General features: G+C 67.4%; 17 protein-coding genes. 6 read left to right on the top strand and 11 right to left on the bottom strand.

Features of this window, described 5'->3' with window-relative positions; all coding sequences use genetic code 11:
• Nucleotides 1-28: 28 nt before the first annotated feature.
• The 5 genes from H165_RS0105530 to H165_RS0105510 all read left to right on the top strand — a co-directional run bounded on the left by H165_RS0105530 (nt 29) and on the right by H165_RS0105510 (nt 6854).
• Entirely contained in the window at nt 29-508 is a 480-nt protein-coding gene (locus H165_RS0105530) for a TlpA family protein disulfide reductase (RefSeq protein ID WP_036987364.1), read from the top strand.
• Nucleotides 509-553: 45 nt separating this feature from the next.
• Complete coding sequence (locus tag H165_RS0105525) at nt 554-829, top strand: acylphosphatase (protein WP_017937911.1); 276 nt, start codon at nt 554-556, stop codon at nt 827-829.
• A gap of 172 nt (nt 830-1001) precedes the next feature.
• The gene (locus tag H165_RS0105520) at nt 1002-1817 is read left to right on the top strand and encodes a substrate-binding periplasmic protein (protein ID WP_017937910.1); all 816 of its coding nucleotides are present in this window, start codon (nt 1002-1004) and stop codon (nt 1815-1817) included.
• 139 nt (nt 1818-1956) lie between these two features.
• Nucleotides 1957-2394, top strand: a complete 438-nt coding sequence (locus tag H165_RS0105515) for a nucleoside deaminase (protein WP_017937909.1) — start codon at nt 1957-1959, stop codon at nt 2392-2394.
• Nucleotides 2395-2492: 98 nt separating this feature from the next.
• Nucleotides 2493-6854 (top strand): DEAD/DEAH box helicase, encoded by a 4362-nt coding sequence (locus H165_RS0105510; protein WP_081609331.1) that lies wholly within the window; start codon nt 2493-2495, stop codon nt 6852-6854.
• 54 nt (nt 6855-6908) lie between these two features.
• Here H165_RS0105510 and H165_RS0105505 read toward each other — a convergent pair whose 3' ends face one another.
• From H165_RS0105505 to puuE, 6 genes are all read right to left on the bottom strand, one after another.
• The gene (locus tag H165_RS0105505; protein WP_017937907.1) at nt 6909-7763 is read right to left on the bottom strand and encodes an outer membrane protein OmpK; all 855 of its coding nucleotides are present in this window, start codon (nt 7761-7763) and stop codon (nt 6909-6911) included.
• A gap of 551 nt (nt 7764-8314) precedes the next feature.
• Nucleotides 8315-9637 (bottom strand): urate hydroxylase PuuD, encoded by a 1323-nt coding sequence (locus H165_RS0105500; protein WP_017937906.1) that lies wholly within the window; start codon nt 9635-9637, stop codon nt 8315-8317.
• A gap of 50 nt (nt 9638-9687) precedes the next feature.
• Nucleotides 9688-10191 carry an ureidoglycolate lyase gene (locus H165_RS0105495; protein WP_017937905.1) on the bottom strand — a complete coding sequence of 168 codons (504 nt, stop codon included), beginning with the start codon at nt 10189-10191 and terminating at the stop codon, nt 9688-9690.
• Nucleotides 10192-10321: 130 nt separating this feature from the next.
• Entirely contained in the window at nt 10322-11317 is a 996-nt protein-coding gene (alc, locus tag H165_RS0105490; protein ID WP_017937904.1) for an allantoicase, read from the bottom strand.
• A gap of 38 nt (nt 11318-11355) precedes the next feature.
• Complete coding sequence (gene uraD / locus H165_RS0105485; protein WP_017937903.1) at nt 11356-11871, bottom strand: 2-oxo-4-hydroxy-4-carboxy-5-ureidoimidazoline decarboxylase; 516 nt, start codon at nt 11869-11871, stop codon at nt 11356-11358.
• Nucleotides 11868-12800, bottom strand: a complete 933-nt coding sequence (puuE, locus tag H165_RS0105480) for an allantoinase PuuE (RefSeq protein ID WP_017937902.1) — start codon at nt 12798-12800, stop codon at nt 11868-11870. The genes uraD and puuE overlap by 4 nt, the downstream gene beginning before the upstream one ends.
• Nucleotides 12801-13212: 412 nt before the next feature.
• Here puuE and uraH point away from each other — a divergent pair, with 412 nt between their 5' ends.
• Nucleotides 13213-13566, top strand: coding sequence for a hydroxyisourate hydrolase (gene uraH / locus H165_RS0105470; RefSeq protein WP_026146385.1), 354 nt, complete (start codon nt 13213-13215; stop codon nt 13564-13566).
• A gap of 160 nt (nt 13567-13726) precedes the next feature.
• Here uraH and dctM read toward each other — a convergent pair whose 3' ends face one another.
• From dctM to H165_RS0105445, 5 genes are all read right to left on the bottom strand, one after another.
• Nucleotides 13727-15010, bottom strand: a complete 1284-nt coding sequence (gene dctM / locus H165_RS0105465; RefSeq protein ID WP_017937900.1) for a C4-dicarboxylate TRAP transporter large permease protein DctM — start codon at nt 15008-15010, stop codon at nt 13727-13729.
• Entirely contained in the window at nt 15007-15639 is a 633-nt protein-coding gene (locus tag H165_RS0105460) for a TRAP transporter small permease (protein WP_017937899.1), read from the bottom strand. Before H165_RS0105460 ends, dctM begins: the two co-directional genes overlap by 4 nt.
• Before the next feature lie 64 nt (nt 15640-15703).
• The gene (dctP, locus tag H165_RS0105455; protein ID WP_017937898.1) at nt 15704-16699 is read right to left on the bottom strand and encodes a C4-dicarboxylate TRAP substrate-binding protein DctP; all 996 of its coding nucleotides are present in this window, start codon (nt 16697-16699) and stop codon (nt 15704-15706) included.
• A gap of 232 nt (nt 16700-16931) precedes the next feature.
• Nucleotides 16932-17558, bottom strand: a complete 627-nt coding sequence (locus H165_RS0105450; RefSeq protein ID WP_017937897.1) for a LysE family translocator — start codon at nt 17556-17558, stop codon at nt 16932-16934.
• 104 nt (nt 17559-17662) lie between these two features.
• Entirely contained in the window at nt 17663-19012 is a 1350-nt protein-coding gene (locus tag H165_RS0105445) for an NCS2 family permease (protein ID WP_017937896.1), read from the bottom strand.
• Nucleotides 19013-19051 lie beyond the last annotated feature (39 nt).

Here is a 19051-nt window from a genome sequence, read left to right as displayed (position 1 = left end):
CCCTGCATTAAGGATGAGGATCGACTGCATGGGCGCTGGACTCCAGAGACTTCTGTGGCGGTTGGTCGTTGTGCTGTGGGCCGGTCTGCTGCTGGCCGGCTGCGCCGAGGATGCGGGCGTCGACCAGCATGGGCGAAAGGTAGCGGCAGATCGCCTCCATGGCCAGTGGCTTGTCATCAATTATTGGGCCGAATGGTGCGCCCCCTGCAGAACCGAGATCCCACAACTGAATCTGCTCGCCGAACAGTTGAAGGGCGAGGCCGAGGTGTTCGGCGTGAACTTCGACGGTCTGCAGGGCGAGGAGCTGGCCAAGGGCGCCGAGGCCCTGGGCATCCGTTTCACCGTCCTGGCCACCGACCCCGCGCCGCGCTTCGACCTGCCGCGCACCGAGGCGCTGCCGGTCACCTATATCGTCGACCCCTCTGGCAAGGTTCGCGACCGGCTGTTGGGCGAGCAGAATGCCGAGGGGCTGCGCAAGCGTCTGGAGGCCTTGCAGGCGGCGCAGTGATTCCCTTCGGGGCAGCTGGCAAGACAGTACATCAGAGGAAGCGTAATGGCGCGTCAATGCAAGCATGGCTACGTCAGTGGCAAGGTTCAGGGCGTCTATTTTCGGCAGAGCACTGCCGAGGAGGCGGAGCGGCTAGGGCTGGATGGCTGGGTCCGCAATCTGGACGATGGTCGGGTGGAAGTGCTGTTCGAGGGCGAGGAGGAAGCCGTGCGCGAGCTGGCCGAATGGCTCTGGCGCGGGCCGAGTGCGGCCAGGGTCACGGGCGTCGAGCTGGAGGACCAGCCGCTGCAGGGGCTTAGCGGCTTCGTGATCCGCCGTTAAGGGCAGGGCCGTCGGGCGTGATGTTCGCCTGATGGCTGCCAGGGGATCCTTGATGTGGACGGTGCTGCAGAAAGTTGTCCTTGCGGTCAGGTTTTGGCGCGAAACTTGATTGTCAGAGGCGCCAGGCCGCGGACTGTTACCGCGGCGACATTCACCGACCCTGGAGAGTCCCGTGAAAGCCCTGTTACGCTCCTGCCTGCTTGCCAGCCTGCTGCCTGTCGTCGCCCATGCCGAGAGCTACGTGGTCGGCGTCGAGCGGGCGGATTTCGAACCGTACTTTTCCCTCAATGAACAAGGCCAGTACCAGGGGTTCGCCCGCGAACTGCTGGATACCTTCGCCCGCGAGGCGGGGATAGAACTGCGTTACCGGGCGGTCGCGCCGGCCGGTCTACTTGGCGAGCTGCTGGAAGGCCGGGTCGACCTGAAGTACCCGGACAGCCCGACCTGGGCGGTCCAGGCCAAGGCCGGCCAGCGTCTGAGCTACAGCGCCGCAACCGCTGACTTCATCGACGGCGTGTTGGTCGCTCCCCTGCAGCAAGGCAAGGGCCTCCGCCAGCTGCGCCGCCTGGCCGTGGTGGAGGGCTGGACGCCCGAGCAGTACCGCGACGCCATCGCAGCCGGGACGCTGCAGCAGGTGAGTGCCGCCAGCCTGCGCGAGATGATCCACAGCACTCTGAAACGCCGCGCCGACGGTGGCTACTACAACGTCGAGGTGGCCATCTACGCCCTCAATCACCGCAGCAGCTCGCCCAACGCCCTGGTGTTCGACCCGACACTGCCCTACCAGCGCGGCACCTACCATCTCTCGACGATCCGTCACCCGCAGCTGATCGAGCGGTTCGATCGTTTCCTTGCGGAACACGCTCCCGTGGTGGCGGCGCTGAAGGCGCGTTACCGGGTGGAGGAGAACATCAACTCCGAATTCCTCGGCATGGAGCAGTGGAAGATCGACCATATCCAGCGGCAGCGGGCGCGGCAGGGGCTGTGATCCTTTCCCCGGCGACACTCTCCAGTGGACGAGAGGGGAAGCGGCCATCTGGCGGCGGCCCCTCGCTCAGAGAGAGGAAGCGTTTGCCAAGCGGGTCGGCGGCCGCTATTGGAGAAGGATGCTGACGGAGGAGCGAACCATGGATCCATTCATGCAGGCGGCAATCGACGAAGCGAGACAGGGACTGGAGGAGGGCGGCATCCCCATCGGTTCGGTACTGGTCCATCGGGGCCGGATCATCGGCCGCGGGCACAACCGCCGGGTGCAGAAGGGCAGCGCCACCTTGCACGGCGAGATGGACGCGCTGGAGAACGCCGGGCGGTTGCCGGCCAGCGTGTACCGTGACGCGGTGCTCTACACCACGCTGTCGCCCTGCCCGATGTGCAGCGGGGCGATCCTGCTGTACGGGATTCCCAGAGTGGTGGTGGGGGAGAACCGCACCTTCATGGGCGAAGAAGAGCTGCTGCGCGCGCGGGGCGTGCAGGTGGAGGTGCTGCAGGACGAGCGTTGCATCGAGCTGATGCGGACCTTCATCGAGCGCTATCCAGCGGTGTGGAACGAGGATATTGGCGAGTGACTCAGGCCGCTCGGCCCTCGCCCCCGGCCCTCTCCCGTGAATGGCGCGCCGGATCAACGGTCTTGAGCCCGGCCCCTGACGCCACCATAGTGGTGGCCATGACTCGCACATCCGCACCTGCCGATCCTGCTGCCGCGCTGGGAGGGTTCCATCCGGCGGTGGCGGCCTGGTTCCAGGCCAGTTTCCCCGCGCCCACCGCGGCCCAGGCTGCTGCCTGGCCGGCGATCCGTGCCGGGCGTTCGACGCTGGTGGCGGCGCCTACCGGTTCGGGGAAGACGCTGACCGCCTTCCTCGCCGCCATCGATGAGCTGGTCCGCGAGGGCCTGGCCAATGGCGGGGTGCTGGCGGAGCGCTGCGCGGTGGTCTATGTGTCGCCGCTCAAGGCGCTGTCCAACGATATCCATGTCAACCTCGAGGAGCCTCTGGAGGGCATCCGCGCCGAGCTGCGCCGCCAGGTGCTGCCGGACGTGGCGATTCGCACCGCGGTGCGTACCGGTGACACCAGTCAGAGCGAGCGCGGGGCGATGCGCAAGTGTCCGCCGCACATCCTGGTGACCACCCCGGAATCCCTCTACGTGCTGCTCGGCTCGGCGTCCGGACGGGAGCTGCTGGGCGGCTGCCGCAGTCTGATCATCGACGAGATCCACGCCATCGCCGGCAGCAAGCGCGGCAGCCACCTGATGCTCAGCATCGAGCGGCTGGAGGCGCTGTGCCGGCGGCCCTTGCTGCGCATCGGCCTGTCCGCCACCCAGAAACCGATCGACAGGGTGGCCGCCTTCCTGATGGGCCGCCAGGGGCCGCTGCCCGGTGCCCAGGGGGAGTTGCTGGCGCAGGGCGACGCTGGCTGCGCGATAGTCGACGTCGGCCATGTCCGCGCCCGCGACCTGGCCATCGAGGTGCCGCCGGTGCCCCTCGAGGCGGTGATGAGCAACGAGGTCTGGGAGTTGGTCTATGACCGGCTCGCCGAACTGGCGGAGACGCACCGTACCTGTCTGGTGTTCGTCAACACCCGTCGCCTGGCCGAGCGCGCCGCCCGCCATCTGTCCGAGCGCCTGGGCAACGCGGCGGTGGCCGCGCACCACGGCAGCCTGGCCAAGGAGGCGCGCCTGGATGCCGAGCAGCGCCTCAAGCGCGGCGAGCTCCGGGTGCTGGTGGCCACCGCCTCCCTGGAGCTGGGCATCGATATTGGCGACGTGGACCTGGTCTGCCAGCTCGGCTCGCCGTGCAGCATCGCCGCCTTTCTGCAGCGCGTCGGGCGTTCCGGACACAGCGTCGGCGGCATGCCCAAGGGGCGGTTGTTCCCCCAGTCCCGGGATGACCTGATCGAGTGCGCGGCCCTGCTCGACTGCGTGCGTCGCGACGAGCTGGACGCGCTGGTCATTCCTCGTGCGCCCCTCGACGTGCTGGCCCAGCAGATAGTCGCCGAGGTGGCTTGCCAGGAGTGGGACGAGGATGCCCTGTTCCGCCTCCTGACCCGCGCCGAGCCCTACCGGGAGCTGCCCCGCGCCACCTATGACGCGGTGCTCAGGATGCTCGCCGAAGGTTTCAGTAGCCGCCGCGGCGTGCGCGCCGCCTACCTGCACCATGACGCGGTCAACCGCCGCCTGCGCGGTCGCCGAGGCGCCAGTCTGGTGGCCATCACCTCCGGTGGCACAATTCCCGATACCGGCGACTACTCAGTGCTGCTGGAGCCCCAGGGACAACTGATCGGCACGGTCAACGAGGACTTCGCGGTGGAGAGCCTGGCCGGCGACGTGTTCCAGCTGGGCAACCAGTCCTACCGCATCCTGCGCATCGAGCCGGGCCGGGTGCGGGTGGAGGATGCCCAGGGCCAGCCGCCGAACATTCCCTTCTGGCTGGGCGAGGCGCCAGGGCGCAGCGACGAGCTGTCGGCCGGGGTGGCGCGGCTGCGCGAGGAGGTGGAGCGGCGCCTGGCGAACGCGGGGCTGGAAGCGGCTGTGGCTTGGCTGAGCGGCGAGTTGGGCCTGAGCGAGGCGGCGGCGCGGCAGATCGCCGAATACCTGGACCGCGCCCGGGCCGCCTTGGGTTGCCTGCCGACCCAGCGCTGCCTGGTGATGGAGCGCTTCTTCGACGAATCCGGGGGCATGCAGCTGGTCATCCATTCGCCGTTCGGCAGCCGGATCAACCGCGCCTGGGGCCTGGCGCTGCGCAAGCGCTTCTGCCGCAGCTTCAACTTCGAGCTGCAGGCCGCCGCCAGCGAGGACGCGCTGATCCTCTCGCTGTCCACCAGCCACAGCTTTCCCCTCGACGAGGTGTGGCGCTACCTGCACTCCCGGACGGCCGAGCAGGTGCTGATCCAGGCGCTGCTCGACGCCCCGCTGTTCGCCGTGCGCTGGCGCTGGAACGCCACCACCGCGCTGGCCCTGCCGCGCTTCGCCGGTGGTCGCAAGGTGGCCCCGCAGCTGCAGCGCATGCGCAGCGAGGACCTGCTGGCCACGGTGTTCCCCGACCAGGTGGCTTGCCTGGAGAACATCGTCGGCGACCGGGAGATTCCCGATCATCCCCTGGTCGCCCAGACCCTCGACGATTGCCTGCACGAGGCCATGGACAGCGAAGGCTGGCTGGCCCTGCTGCGGCGCATGGAGGCCGGCGAGGTGCAGCTGGTGGCCCGCGACCTGCCTGCGCCCTCGGCGCTGGCGGCGGAGATTCTCAGCGCTCGGCCCTATGCCTTCCTCGACGATGCGCCGCTGGAGGAGCGCCGCACCCAGGCGGTGCTGAGCCGGCGCTGGAGCGATCCGGAATCGGCCGACGACCTCGGCGTGCTGGATGCCGAGGCCATCGCCGCGGTGGGCGAGGAGGCCTGGCCGCTGGTGCGCGGCGAGGACGAGATGCACGAGGCGCTGATGACCCTGGCCGCGGTGAGCGCCGAGGAAGTGGCGGCTCGGCCCGGCTGGGCCGGCTGGCTGGCACAGCTGGCCAGGGGCCGACGCGCCACCTGCCTGCAGCTGGACGGCGCGCCGGCCCTGTGGCTGCCGGCCGAGCGCCTGACCCAGTGGCAGGCCCTGCATCCCGGGGCGCGCCTGCATCCGGCGATCGGCGCGCCGGACGGCTACGCCGAGCCCTGGGAGGCCGAGTCCGCCGCGGTGGAGGTGGTGCGCGCGCGGCTGTCCGGCTTTGGTCCGCTGCCGGCGGCGCGCCTGGCCGCCGATCTGCGCCTGCCGGTGGCCGTGGTGAACCGGGCGCTGCTCGCCTTGGAGCGCGAGGGTTATGTGTTGCGCGGGCGCTTCAACCCCGGCGCCCGGGATGAGGAGTGGTGCGAGCGGCATCTGCTGGCGCGCATCCATCGCTACACGGTCAAGCGCCTGCGTCGCGAGATCGAGCCGGTGGAGCGGGCCGACTTCATGCGCTTCCTGTTCGACTGGCAGCGGGTCGCGCCGGGCAGCCAGGTGCGCGGCGCCGAGGCGCTGGCCGGGGTGCTGGCGCAGCTGGAGGGCTTCCAGGCTGCGGCCGGGGCCTGGGAGAGCGAGATCCTGCCGAGCCGGGTGAGCGACTACGGGATCAACTGGCTGGACGACCTGTGCCGCGCCGGGCGGCTGATCTGGTGCCGGCTGGCGGGACGCACGCGCAGCGGCGGCGGACCGCTGCGCAGCACGCCCATCGTGCTGCTGCCGCGCAAGGCCCTGGCGACCTGGCGCAACTGCCTGGAGGCCGTCCCAGCGGCCGAGCCCTCGCCGCGTGCCGAGCGGGTGCGCCGGGCGTTGGCCGAGCATGGCGCCTTGTTCTTCGACGAGCTGATGGACGAGGCGCGCCTGCTGCGCAGCGAGCTGGAGGATGCCTTGGGCGAGCTGGTTGCCCTGGGGCTGGTGCACGCCGACAGCTTCGCTGGGCTGCGCTCGCTGCTCCTCCCGGCGGCCCGTCGCGGACGCAGCGCCCCGAGGGCCCGCGCCGCCCTGGCCAGCCTGCAGGATGCCGGGCGCTGGGTACTGCTGCGCGGTCGCGGCGAGACGGGAGAGGGGCGTGGCGAGGCGCTGGAATACGTCGCCCGGGTGCTGCTGCGCCGCTACGGGGTGGTCTGCTGGCGGCTGCTGGAGCGCGAGGCGGGCTGGCTGCCCAGCTGGCGCGAGCTGCTGCGGGTCTATCACCGTCTGGAAGCCCGCGGGGAGATCCGCGGCGGCCGCTTCGTGGCCGGGCTGTCCGGCGAGCAGTTCGCTCTGCCGGAGGCGGTGGGCCTGCTGCGCGAAGTGCGCAAGCGCCCGGCGGAAGGAACCCTGATATCCCTCTCCGCCTGCGACCCGCTGAACCTGCTGGGCACCGTGCTGCCCGGCAGCAAGGTCCCGGCGCTGGCCGGCAACCGCCTGCTGTTCCGCGACGGGGTACCGGTAGCGACTCTGGTGGCCGGGAAGATACAGGTGCTGCAGGAGACGGATGCCTTCACCGCCGGGGAATGGCAGGCGGCGCTGATCCGCCAGCCCGGGGCGACGCGGCGAGTAGTGTCGTAGACGGAGGAGCCCCCAGCCCCTCTCCCTTTCGGGGAGAGGGGCTGTCGGCAGCCTTCAGAAGTGGTACTTGACCAGCGCCTGCACCGCAGTCTGGTGGAAGCCGTCGGTGGAACCATCCACCGGCTTCACGCCGTACTTGTTGTGCCACATGTTGAGTTCGGTGCCGACGTAGAGCCTGCGGGCCTCGCCGAACAGCTGCTTGCCGGCGTCCCACTTGATCTGGATCGACGAGCCCACCGAGGTCTGGGTGCCGGCCTCGTCGGACGGCGAGCGCCAGTCGATGAAGCCGTCGACCACGAAGTCCTGGTCGCCGATGGCGAAGGGGTAGGCGCCGGCGATGGTCAGCTGGGTGGCGTAGCCGTTGCTGTCCTGGTCGGCGAAGAACACCTGGTTGTTGATCTTCACCCGGTACAGGTTGGTCTGCAGGAAGGCGAAGCCGGGTACGTCCCAGTCCAGGCCGATGCCGTACAGGTAGTTCTCGGTGCCGGGACCGCCGTCGCCCTTCTCCAGGGTGAAGGCCGCCTTGACGTCCTTGAGCGGCCCGGCGGAGAGGTCCAGGCCGGTCAGCCAGGACAGGCTCACCCGCGGCGAGAACTCCATGTAGTAGAAGCTGTTCTTCTCGTGCTGGCGGAAGCTGCCGTTGGCGAAGCTGCCGCGCGACTGCAGGTTGTCGGCGCGCACATAGTCGAGGAAGTAGAAGACGTCCCCCCACACCCAGCCGCTGGCGTGCTCGAAGGTCAGGGTGGTCTGGGTGCGCTGTTCTTCTTCGTTGAAGTTCAGGCGCTGGAAGTTCTCACCGTACAGGTAGGTGAGGCTGTTGTCCTGCCAGTGCAGCAGCTCGCCGGCCAGCGCCGGGGTCGCAAGGGTCAGTCCGCCGGCCAGCATCAGGGAGGGGAGGGATCGCTTCATCGGTGGTGGGTCTCCGGGTCGGTTTTCTTGTTGGAAGCCACGCTGCCCCGAGCGCTCGGGCGCCGCCGTGCGCACGGCCTGCCCGGCGGCGTACGGGCGCTCAGGGGTAACGGATCGGAAGTGGGGCGGCACCGCGGAGGGTGGTGCGGAGAATTCCGCGTTCTGGGGATCTGCTCATCGGTCAGCCTGCCGTGTTGTTGTTATGCGGTCGTGGCCTTGGTGCTCGCGGAAAGCTGTCTCACGAGTCAGGTTTTGTTGACTATAACAGGCTTCGGAAAATTGTGAACAGTTTGTTTTTGTTTTGTGCACATTGGCGGGCCAAAGGTCCTGACGGAAACGTCCGTACCAGGCCGAGCCGGGCGCGCGGGGGGAGGCGGAGCCGGCCCGCAGGCCGGGACTGTCGCGCTGCCGGGATGGCCACCGGGCGTCTCGCTTGGCGAAGGGGCCAATCTCGCTGGTGCCAGGGGCAGGGGAGCACGAAAAAAAAGCCCGCCGGGTAGGCGGGCTACTAGCTTCCTGGCCGCGACGGTAACGACGGCCAGGGCGTGGGTCTAGTTGGTCGGCGCGCCGCTGGCGATCCACTGGCCGAGCAGCTCGCGCTCTTCCTGGGTCATCTGGGTGATGTTGCCCAGCGGCATGATCTGCGAGGCCACGGCCTGGGCCTGGATTTTCGGCGCCAGCTGGCGGATCTGCTCGGGGGTGTCGAGGATCACCCCGCCCGGCGCGCTGCTGAACAGCGGGCTGGTCGGATTCGCCGAGTGGCACACGGTGCAACGCTCATGGATCACGCTGTGCACCTTCTCGAAGGACGGGCCGCTGGCCTGGGTCGCGGTGTCCGCAGCCGGGGTATCGCGGTGCGCGGCCTTGGCGGCTTCCTCCTCGGCCCGACGCTGGGCGGCGGTCTTGCCGCCGACCGCGGTGCCCGGCAGCGGCTGGTACTGACCCTCGGCCTTGGCCGCCTCGTTGCCGGTCGCCGGCTTCAGGTTGGGGCCGGTGACGAAGGCCAGGCAGAGCATGCCCACCGCGGCGGCCGGCAGAGTCCAGGCGAATTGCTGGCTGGCATGCCGGGTGTTGAAGTAGTGGCGCACCAGTACGGCGAGTACCGCGATGCCGGCGAGGATCAGCCAGTTGTACTGGCTGCCGTAGGTGCTCGGGAAGTGGTTGCTGATCATGATGAACAGCACCGGCAGGGTGAAGTAGTTGTTGTGGCGCGAACGCAGCAGGCCCTTGGCCGGTAGCACCGGATCCGGCTCGCGGTTCTCCTCGATGGCCTTAACCAGCGCGCGCTGGGCCGGCATGATGATGCGGAACACGTTGCCGACCATGATGGTGCCAATCAGCGCGCCGGTGTGGATGTAGGCGGCGCGGCCGCTGAACACCTGGCTGTAGGCGAAGGCGGCGAGCACCACCAGGACGAACAGCACCAGGCCGAGCAGGGCCGGCTGCCTGCCGAGCGGAGAGTCGCACAGCTGGTCGTAGACCAGCCAGCCGACCAGCAGGGAGCCGAAGCCGATGGCCACGGCGGCGCCGGCGGATAGCTCGACGCCCGGCTTGATCAGGTAAACGCTGGGGTTGAGGTAGTAGACCACCAGCAGCAGGGCGACGCCCGACAGCCAGGTGAAGTAGGCCTCCCATTTGAACCAGTGCAGCTTCTCCGGCATCTGCGGCGGAGCCAGCTTGTACTTCTCCAGGTGGTAGATGCCGCCGCCGTGGATCGCCCACAGGTCGCCGGACAGACCTTCCCGCGGGTTGCGGCGGTCGAGGTTGTTCTCCAGCCAGACGAAATAGAACGAGGCACCGATCCAGGCGATACCGGTGATCATGTGAATCCAGCGAATGCCCAGGTTCAGCCATTCAGTCAGATGTGCTTCCACAGCCGTATCCTCACTCCCCGCCGCCGGCACGCCGGATGCGGGGTCTTCTCTTATTGGTGGGGGTCGAGGAGGAGTTGCTCGTCCTCGGTGAAGTAATGCTCGTCGCAGTTGTTGCCGGAACCACTGCGATCAACCACCAGGAAGTCATCCCGCTTTTCGATCGTCAGCACCGGGTGGTGCCAGACGCCGCGATGGTAGTTAACGCCCTGCCTGCCGTTGGTGCGGAAGGCACGGACCAGCCCTGGTACAGGTACATCGCCAGGTGGCGCGACCACGACCAGAAAGGGATTGCCGAGCAGCGGAACGAAGGCTTGGCTGCCCAGCGGATGGCGTTCCAGCATGCGTATGCGCAACGGCATCTCCAGGGCCTCGGCGCGGAAGATGCTGATGATCGCCCGATCCTCGGGCAGCGCGGTCTCGACCGTGGCGAGCCGGTGATAGCGGCGGGTGGAGCCGTTGTTGATCAGGAAATAGTCGCTGCCTTCGGTTTCGATCACGTCACCGAACGGGGCGAAGGCTTCCTTGGTCAGGGGCTCGATCTTCAGGCTACGCATGGCTGTTCTACTTGTTGGTTGGCGTTTCCCCCGCTCCGCCTGGAACCGGGGGCCTGGGAAGGGCGGCCGCAGCCAGCCGCCGTCCCGGAAATCTCTCCCGAGAGGGAGAGGGCCGTCCCTGGCCGCTCTCTTACCTGGTGACCCGGCCGAACAGGCGCAGCCGGCTGATGCCGCCGTCCGGGAAGATGTTCAGGCGCACGTGGGTGATCGGTCCGAGCCTGTTGATCTGCTCGACGAACTCGTGCTCGGTGTGCATCTCCAGCTTCTGGCTGGGCAGCAGCTCGCGCCAGAACAGACTCTGGGTCTCGATCTGCGCGTCGGTGCCGCCCTTCACGTAGGCGCCCTGGATGGAGCAGCTGTCCGGGTAGTTGCCCTTGAAGTGCAGGGTGTCGACCACGATGCGCTCGATCTCGCCCGGATGGCCGAGGGCGACGATCACCCAGTCGTTGCCCGGGGTGCGGCGGCGCGCGGTTTCCCAGCCGTCGCCCATGTTCAGGCCGCGGCCCGGGTTGAGGATGTTGCTCATGCGTCCGAAGTGCTCGTCGGAGCAGGCCAGGGCGCGCCCGCCGTTGAGGGCGGCGGCCAGGTCGACCAGCTCGTTGTCGGCCACGCTGCTCCAGTCGCGGTAGGGGATGCCGTACACGCGCAGACGGGCCACGCCGCCATCCGGATAGATGTTGAAGCGCAGATGGGTGAAGGGCTGGTCGTTATTGACCTCGTGGTAGTGATGGCTGTCGCCCTGCAGGGTCACCGACGGCAGCACCTCCACCCACGGGGTGTCCTCGGTGGGGTCGCCCTCGGCGACGAAGCAGCCTTCCAGGGAGGCGGACGGCGGGTAATTGCCGGTGAAGTGGGTGGTGTCGATGTCCACGCCCTTGATCGAGCCCGGCACGCCGAGGCGGATCACCGCGTAGTCGTAGCCCTCGAAGCGTTTGCGGCGGGATTCCCAGCCGTCCATCCACTTGCCGTTGTCGTCGAACACGCCCTCCTTCCACACCGGCGGATTCGGCTGGAACAGGCGATTGACGTCGGCGAACCAGTCGTCGGTGACGAAGATGGCCTTGGTACCCAGGCGGGCGTCGGCCAGATTGACGTATTTCTCGAAGGGCACGGCGTAGTTTTTCATTGGGCTTCTTCTCTACGTGGTGGGCGGGCCGCTGCGGCTCACAGCTGCTGCAGACGGAACAGCGCGATCTTGTTGATTTCGGCCAGGGCCGTGGCGAACTCCTGCTCCGGGGAGTTGTGGATGCGTTCCTCGAAGGCCGCCAGGATCTGGTGCCGGTTGCTGCCTTTCACCGCCTTGATGAAGGGGAAGCCGAACCTGGCCTTGTAGGCGGCATTGAGTTCGGTGAAGCGGGCGAATTCCTCGGGGCTGCATTCGTGGATGCCGGCTCCGGCCTGCTCCGAGGTGGAGGAGGCGGTCAGCTCGCCGCGGATCGCCGCCTTGCCAGCCAGGTCCGGGTGGGCGTTGATCAGGGCCAACTGTTCCTCGCGACTGGCGCTGAGCAGGATGTCGGCCATGCGCTGGTGCAGGCTCTCGATCTCGTCGACGCTTTCGTCCAGGCCGAGGTCGTAGGCGCGTTCGGCGACCCAGGGCGAGTGCTCGTAGATCTCCGCGAAGGCGGCGACGAATTCCGCGCGGCTCAGGCGCGACGGGGTCAGGGTCTGGAAGCGGCTCATCGGGCGGTCTCCGCTGGGAAGGGGTGGGTGGCGTACCAGTGCCGGGCGATGTCGATGCGGCGGGCGAACCAGACCTTGTCGTGGCTCTTCGCGTAGTCGATGAAGCGGGCCAGGGCGGCGAGGCGCGCCGGGCGGCCGAGCAGACGGCAGTGCATGCCGATGGAGAGCATCTTCGGCGCGCCTTCCAGGCCTTCGGCATAGAGCACGTCGAAGGCGTCCTTGAGGTAGTGGAAAAAGTCGTCGCCCTTGTTGAAGCCCTGCACCTGGGTGAAGCGCATGTCGTTGGTGTCCAGGGTGTAGGGGATCACCAGGTGCGGCTTCTCCGGAGTGCTTTCCGGGTCCCAGTAGGGTAGGTCGTCGTCGTAGGTGTCCGAGTCGTAGAGGAAGCCGCCTTCCTCGCGGACCAGCCGGCGGGTATTCGGGCTGGTGCGCCCGGTGTACCAGCCGAGCGGGCGTTCGCCGGTGATCTCGGTGAGGATGCGGATGGCCTCGAGCAGGTGCTCGCGCTCCTGCTGTTCGTCCATGTACTGGTAGTCGATCCAGCGGTAGCCGTGGCTGCAGATCTCGTGGCCGTCGGCGACCATCGCGCGGATCACCTCGGGGTGGCGCTGGGCGGCCATGGCCACGGCGAACACGGTCAGCGGGATGCCGTGCCGGCGGAACAGTCGCAGCAGGCGCCAGACGCCGGCGCGGCTGCCGTACTCGTAGAGCGACTCCATGCTCATGTGGCGAACGCCCGCCAGCGGCTGGGCGGCAACCATCTCGGAGAGGAACGCCTCGGATTCCTTGTCGCCGTGCAGCACGCAGCGCTCTCCGCCTTCCTCGTAGTTGAGGACGAAGGACAGGGCGATGCGGGCCTCGCCCGGCCAGTGCGGGTGGGGCGGGTTGTCGGCGTAGCCGATCAGGTCGCGCGGGTAGTCAGCTCTCACGGGAGTCATCCTTTTCCAGTAGACGTGGCGATCGCCGGCGGTAGTGCCGATACGATCGGGATGGGGTGATTGTATACAAAGTGATTCGCTGTTTGTAAATCAAATTTTCATCAGGACCTCGCCGCTCATCTCCTCAGGAATCTTGCCCATATGGTCAGCTATGAACGTCATGGACCACGTGATCATTGGGTTATATGCGGAATAGACTGATGATTGGCAGGCGGTCGATGGGCGATCAGAATCAGAATTATTGTGTACAATTTCTTGTTCAAGTGTCTTATAGTGGTGCCCGAGCAGCTGTCATGCTCAGCACCACGCCGGGCCACGCGCCCGCTGTTGTCCTGAACCCAACCGAACAAGAGGAGGCGTGGCATCGCGGCGTTCGCCCGGCGAGCGCGGATGCCCAGAACCCATGGGACGTTTAACCACGCATGTACTGGATGCCGCCCACGGCTGCCCCGGCAGCAAGATCCGGGTGGAGCTGTACCGAGTCGACGGCGAGCGCCTGGAACTGGTCGCCAGCGCGCTGACCAACCATGACGGCCGTCTGGACGCGCCGATCCTGCAGGGCGACGACTACCGCTCTGGGGTCTACCAGCTACATTTCCATGCCGGCGACTACTACCGGGCGCGCGGCCTGAATCTGGCCAGTCCCGCCTTTCTCGACGTGGTGGTGCTGCGTTTCGGCATCGACGCCGCCCAGGAGCATTACCACGTGCCGCTCCTGATCTCGCCGTACAGCTACTCCACCTACCGTGGCAGCTAGCCGCGGTCCTTCTTCGTTACCCTCCGACTCCTCGCTTGCGAGTTCTGGCCCGCCCTTTGGCGGGCTTTTCTTTGTCTGGGCTGGCTGCCCCGTTCCGGTGTGCGGCCCGGTGCCGATGGAAAAAAAGCCGGGGCCTGCGGTCGGGCCCCGGCACGGCGGCTCAGCTCATGCCCAGCCACTCGGGTAGGGCCAGGGAGATCCAGGGCACGTAGGTGACCAGGAGCAGGAAGGCCAGCAGCAGCATCAGCCAGGGCATGGCGGCGCGGATGGTGCCGGTCACCGGCAGGCCGGTGACCGCCGAGGTGACGAACAGGTTGAGGCCCACCGGCGGGGTCACCAGTCCGATCTCCAGGTTGACCACCATGATGATTCCCAGGTGGATGGGGTCGATGCCCAGTCTGACGGCAATGGGGAAGAGTATGGGAGCGAGGATCAGGATGATCGCCGAGGGCTCCATGAAGGCGCCGGCGATCAGCAGTACCAGGTTCACTACCAGCAGGAAGGCGATGGGCGTCAGGCCGGCTTCCAGCACCCAGGCGGTGATCTGCTGCGGCAGCTGCTCGGTGGTCAGCACATGGGCGAAGAGCATGGCGTTGGCGATGATGAACATCAGCATGATGGACAGCTTGGCCGACTCCAGCAGCACCTTCGGCACTTCGCTGACGCGCATGTCCTTGTACACGAACAGGGCGATGAAGGCCGAGTAGACCGCCGCCACGGCCGCCGCCTCGGTGGGCGTGAACATGCCGGAGTAGATGCCGCCGAGGATGATCACCATCAGCAGCAGGCCCCAGATCGCCTTGCGCGCGGCGCCGAGCCATTCGCGCAGGGTGGCGCGCGGCAGGGCCGGCAGGTTCTTCTTAACCGCCACCACGTAGATGGCGATCATCAGCACCACGCCGAGCATGATGCCCGGCACCACGCCGGCCATGAACAGCTTGCCCACCGAGGTCTCGGTGGCGGCGGCGTAGACCACCATGACGATCGACGGCGGAATCAGGATGCCCAGGGTGCCGGCGTTGCACACGATGCCGGCGCCGAACTCCTGCGGATAGCCGGAGCGGACCATGCCGGCGATGGCGATGGAGCCCACCGCCGCCACCGTGGCCGGCGACGAGCCGGACAGCGCGGCGAACAGCATGCAGGCCAGCACCGCGGCGATCGCCAGGCCGCCCCGGATATGGCCGACGCAGGCGTTGGCGAAGTCGATCAGCCGGCGCGCCACGCCGCCGGTGGTCATGAAGGCACCGGCCAGCAGGAAGAACGGGATGGCCAGCAGGGTGTAGTGTTCGCTGGTCTCGAACAGCTTGATCGCCAGCGAGCGTACGGAATCCGGGCTGAACAGGATGATGGTCAGCGAGCCGGCGAGGCCGAGGGAAACGGCGATCGGCACGCCGATGAACATCAGCAGGAACAGCAGCAGGAAGAGGAACAGCACCGTCATTGCTTCGGCTCCTCATGCTCGGTGAGTTTGATTGCCTCGGCGGCCTCGTCGGCCAGGCCCAGGCCGGTCTGCTGGTTGCGCAGGATGCGTACCAGCACCTCGAGGAAGCGCACGAACACCAGGGCGAAGCCCAGCGGAACGATCAGGCCGATGTGCCACTGCATGATGCCGTAGTGGCCCAGGTCCTCGGCGCCGATGGCGGCGGTGAACAGGGTCTGCACCCACTCGAAGCTGGCCACGCTGAGCAGCCCGGCATAGCCCAGGCAGCACAGGCAGGCGAGCACCCCGATGACCCGCTGCACGTGGCGCGGGGCCAGCTTGACCAGGGCGTCGACGCCGATGTGCCCGGCGGTGCGCACGCCGTAGGCCAGGCCGAAGAAGATCAGCCAGGCGAACAGCGCCTTGGTCAGCGCGTTGCTCCAGGTCATCGCCTGGGCCATCTCCAGGATGGCGTCGCCGATGCCGAAGAAGAACTCGCTGGCACCCTCGAAGCGATCGGCCAGGTCGTAGAACAGGGTGTAGAGGTTGTTGAGGATCACGTAGACGAAGGTCACCAGCGTCATGGCCCCCAGGAGAAAGGCGATGAAGGCTTCCTCGAAGTGGTCCCAGACGTGCCGCAGGGCGTTCATGGCAGGCATCTCCTGATGGCGGATCGGGCAGTGGGCCGCCGCCGCGCGGGCGGCGGCTCCGGCGTCACATGGCCTGGTTGGCGGCCTCGGCGGCTTTGATCAGGTCGGCGCCGATCTCGCCCTCGAACTTCTTCCATACCGGACGCATGGCCTCGCGCCAGGCCGCACGCTGTTCCGGAGTGAGGGTGATGATCTCGGTGGTGCCGGCGGCGAGGATGCGCTGCTTGTCGCCCTGGTTGAGGTCGTCGGCCTGCTTGTTCACCTCGGCGGTGACCTCCTCGACGATCTTGCTCAGCTCGCTGCGCACGTCATCCGGCAGACCGTTCCAGAACTTGGTGTTGGTGATCAGCATGTAGTCCAGCAGGCCGTGGTTGGACTCGGTGATGTACTTCTGCACTTCGTGCATCTTCTGGCTGTAGATGTTCGAGTAGGGATTCTCAGCGCCGTTGACCACGCCGGTCTGCAGGCCCTGGTAGACCTCGGCGAAGCTCATCTTGCGCGGGTTGGCGCGCACCGCCTTGAACTGTTCCTCGAGCACCGCCGAGGCCTGCACGCGGAACTTCAGGCCGCGGGCATCCTTGGGCTCGCGCAGCGGCTTGTTGGCGGACAGCTGCTTGAGGCCGTTGTGCCAGTAGGCCACTCCGGTGATGCCCTTGTCCTCCATGGACTTGAGCAGCGCCTGGCCTTCCGGGCTGCGCTGGAAGCGGTCCACGGCGGCCATGTCGTCGAACAGGAAGGGTAGGTCGAAGATCTGCACCTGCTTGGTGTACTGCTCGAACTTGGCCAGCGAGGGGGCGATCAGTTGCACGTCGCCGAGCAGCAAGGCCTCCATCTCCTTGCCGTCGCCGAACAGTGAGGAGTTCGGGTAGACCTCCACCTTCACCCGCCCGGGCAGGCGCTCCTCGGCAAGCTTCTTGAACAGCAGCGCACCCTGGCCCTTGGGCGTTTGCTCGGCCACGACGTGGGAGAACTTGATGACGATGGGGTCGGCTGCCTGGACGAGGGTGGCCGCGCTCAGGCTGAGCGCGCAGGCAAGCGCCTTGAAAGCGGGTTTCAACATCGATACTTCCTCTTGTTATCCATTGTTCTGCGAAGTCCTACGCGGGATGCGCACGTTCGTTCGTCAACAACAAGTCTAGGCAGTCGCCGGCATTCCGTTGTGCGGATGGCAGGGTTCGTGGCGAGTCCGGACGGGGCAGGGGGGCAAGGCCAGCAGCGGCGCGGGCTGCAGGGGGGCTTCGAGGGCGGTCCGGCGGGGTAGACCGCCGGATTCGAGGGGGGGAAGCGGCGGATCAGCGACTGAGCAGGGCGGCTGCTCCGGCGCCGCCGAACAGCCCGGCGCTGATGCGGTTGAACCACACCTGGCCGCGTCCGGCCCGCAGGAAGCTCGCGGCGCCCCGGGCACTGAGGCCGTAGAACAGCTTGCAGGCCAGATCCAGCACCACCCAGGTGGCGATGAGGATCAGCAGCTGGCCGGCCAGCGAGCGCTCGGCGCTGAGGAACTGTGGCAGGAAGGCGGCGAAGAACAGGATGTCCTTGGGATTGCTGGCGCCGAGGCCGAAGGCCTTCCAGAACAGGACACGGAAGCCCGGGTTGACCGGCTGCTCCTCGGCGGCCACGGGGCGGGCCGCGCGGCGCGATTCGCGCCAGCTCTGCCAGGCCAGGTAGAACAGGTAGAGGGCACCAAGGATCTTCAGCACGCTGAACAGCCGCTCCGAGGCCAGCAGCAGGGCGCCGAGGCCGAGCGCCGAGGCGCTGAGCAGGCAGATGGAAGCGGACACCCCACCAAGGAAGCCCGGCAGCGAGCGGCGCAGGCCGTAGTTCAGGGTGTTGCCGATCATCAGCAGGGACAGCGGGCCAGGGATCAGGATGACGATCAGCGCGGCGCCGCAGTAGAGCAACCAGGTTTCCAGAGCCATGCGCACCTCGACGAAGGGTTAGGAACGAGTCTGGCTCGTTCGTGGCAGCCATGAGAAAGGCCCGGTCGCTGGTGCGGCCGGGCCCGTCAGCATCTGCCCGGAGCTTACAGGAAGACGAACTTGGCTACAAAAATTGCTGCAAGTGAATACAGGCTCAGGGAGATATCCCTGTGCTTGCCGGTGAACAGCTTCATGACCACGTAGGTGATGAAGCCCAGGGCGATGCCGTCGGCCACCGAAAAGGTCAGCGGCATCATGATTGCGGTGACGATCGCCGGGATGCTCTCGGTGTGTTCCTTCCACTCGATGTGCGCCATGCCGCCCATCATCAGCATCGCCACGTAGATCAGCGCGCCGGCGGTGGCGTAGGCGGGGATCATCCCGGCCAGCGGGGCGAAGAACATCGCGGCGACGAACAGCAGGCCGACCACCACCGCGGTCAGGCCGGTACGCCCGCCGGCGGCGACGCCCGCGGCGCTCTCCACGTAGCTGGTTACCGGCGGCACGCCGAGCGCGGCGCCGACCACGCTGGAGGCGCTATCGGCCTTCATGGCCTTGGAGAGGTTCTCGATGCGGCCGTCCTCCTTGACCAGTTGGGCACGCTGCGCCACGCCCATCAGGGTGCCGGCGGTGTCGAACATGTGCACGAACAGGAAGGCGAAGATCACGCTGATCATGGTCACGTCGAGGGCGCCGCGCACGTCCATGGCCATCAGGGTGGGCGTCAGGCTCGGCGGCACGGAGAACACCCCGCCGAACTCCACCAGGCCCAGGGCCAGGCCAGCCAGGGTGACGCCGAGGATGCTGATCAGGATGGCACCGAACACCCGGCGGTATTCCAGCACGGCGATCATCAGAAAGCAGATGGCGGCGAGCAGCGGGCCGGGGCTGGTGAGATCGCCGAGATGCAGCAGGGTGGCCGGATGGGCGACCACGATGCCGGCGGTCTTCAGGCCGATCAGCCCGAGGAATAGCCCGACTCCGGCACCCATGGCGAAGCGCAGGCTGCTGGGGATGCTGTTCAGCAGCCATTCGCGGATCCGCGAGAAGGTCAGGATCATGAACAGCACGCCGGAGAGGAACACCGCGCCGAGGGCCACCTGCCAGCTGTGGCCCATGGTCTGCACCACGGTGTAGGTGAAGAAGGCGTTGAGGCCCATGCCCGGCGCCAGGCCTACCGGCCAGTTGGCGTACAGGCCCATCAGCAGGCAGCCGAGGGCCGCCGCCAGACAGGTAGCGACGAAGGCTGCGCCGTGGTCGACGCCGGCATCGGCCATGATGTTGGGGTTGACGAAGACGATGTAGGCCATGGTGATGAAGGTGGTCAAGCCGGCGGCCAGCTCGGTCTTCACCGTGGTTCCATGCAGGCTCAGCTTGAACAGGCGTTCCAACAGACCCTTGCCGGTGGGGCGGGCGAGCGGGATGCCCCGTTGTTCTTGTTTGGTGCTTTCCACAGCGAGCTCTCCTCAAGTGCTTGTTATTATGAGCGCCCA

The sequence above is a fragment of the Pseudomonas thermotolerans DSM 14292 genome (assembly GCF_000364625.1).
Classification (GTDB): domain Bacteria; phylum Pseudomonadota; class Gammaproteobacteria; order Pseudomonadales; family Pseudomonadaceae; genus Aquipseudomonas; species Aquipseudomonas thermotolerans.
The sequence above is the reverse complement of the archived record's forward strand: the minus strand, read 5'-3'. Positions and strand labels throughout refer to the sequence as shown.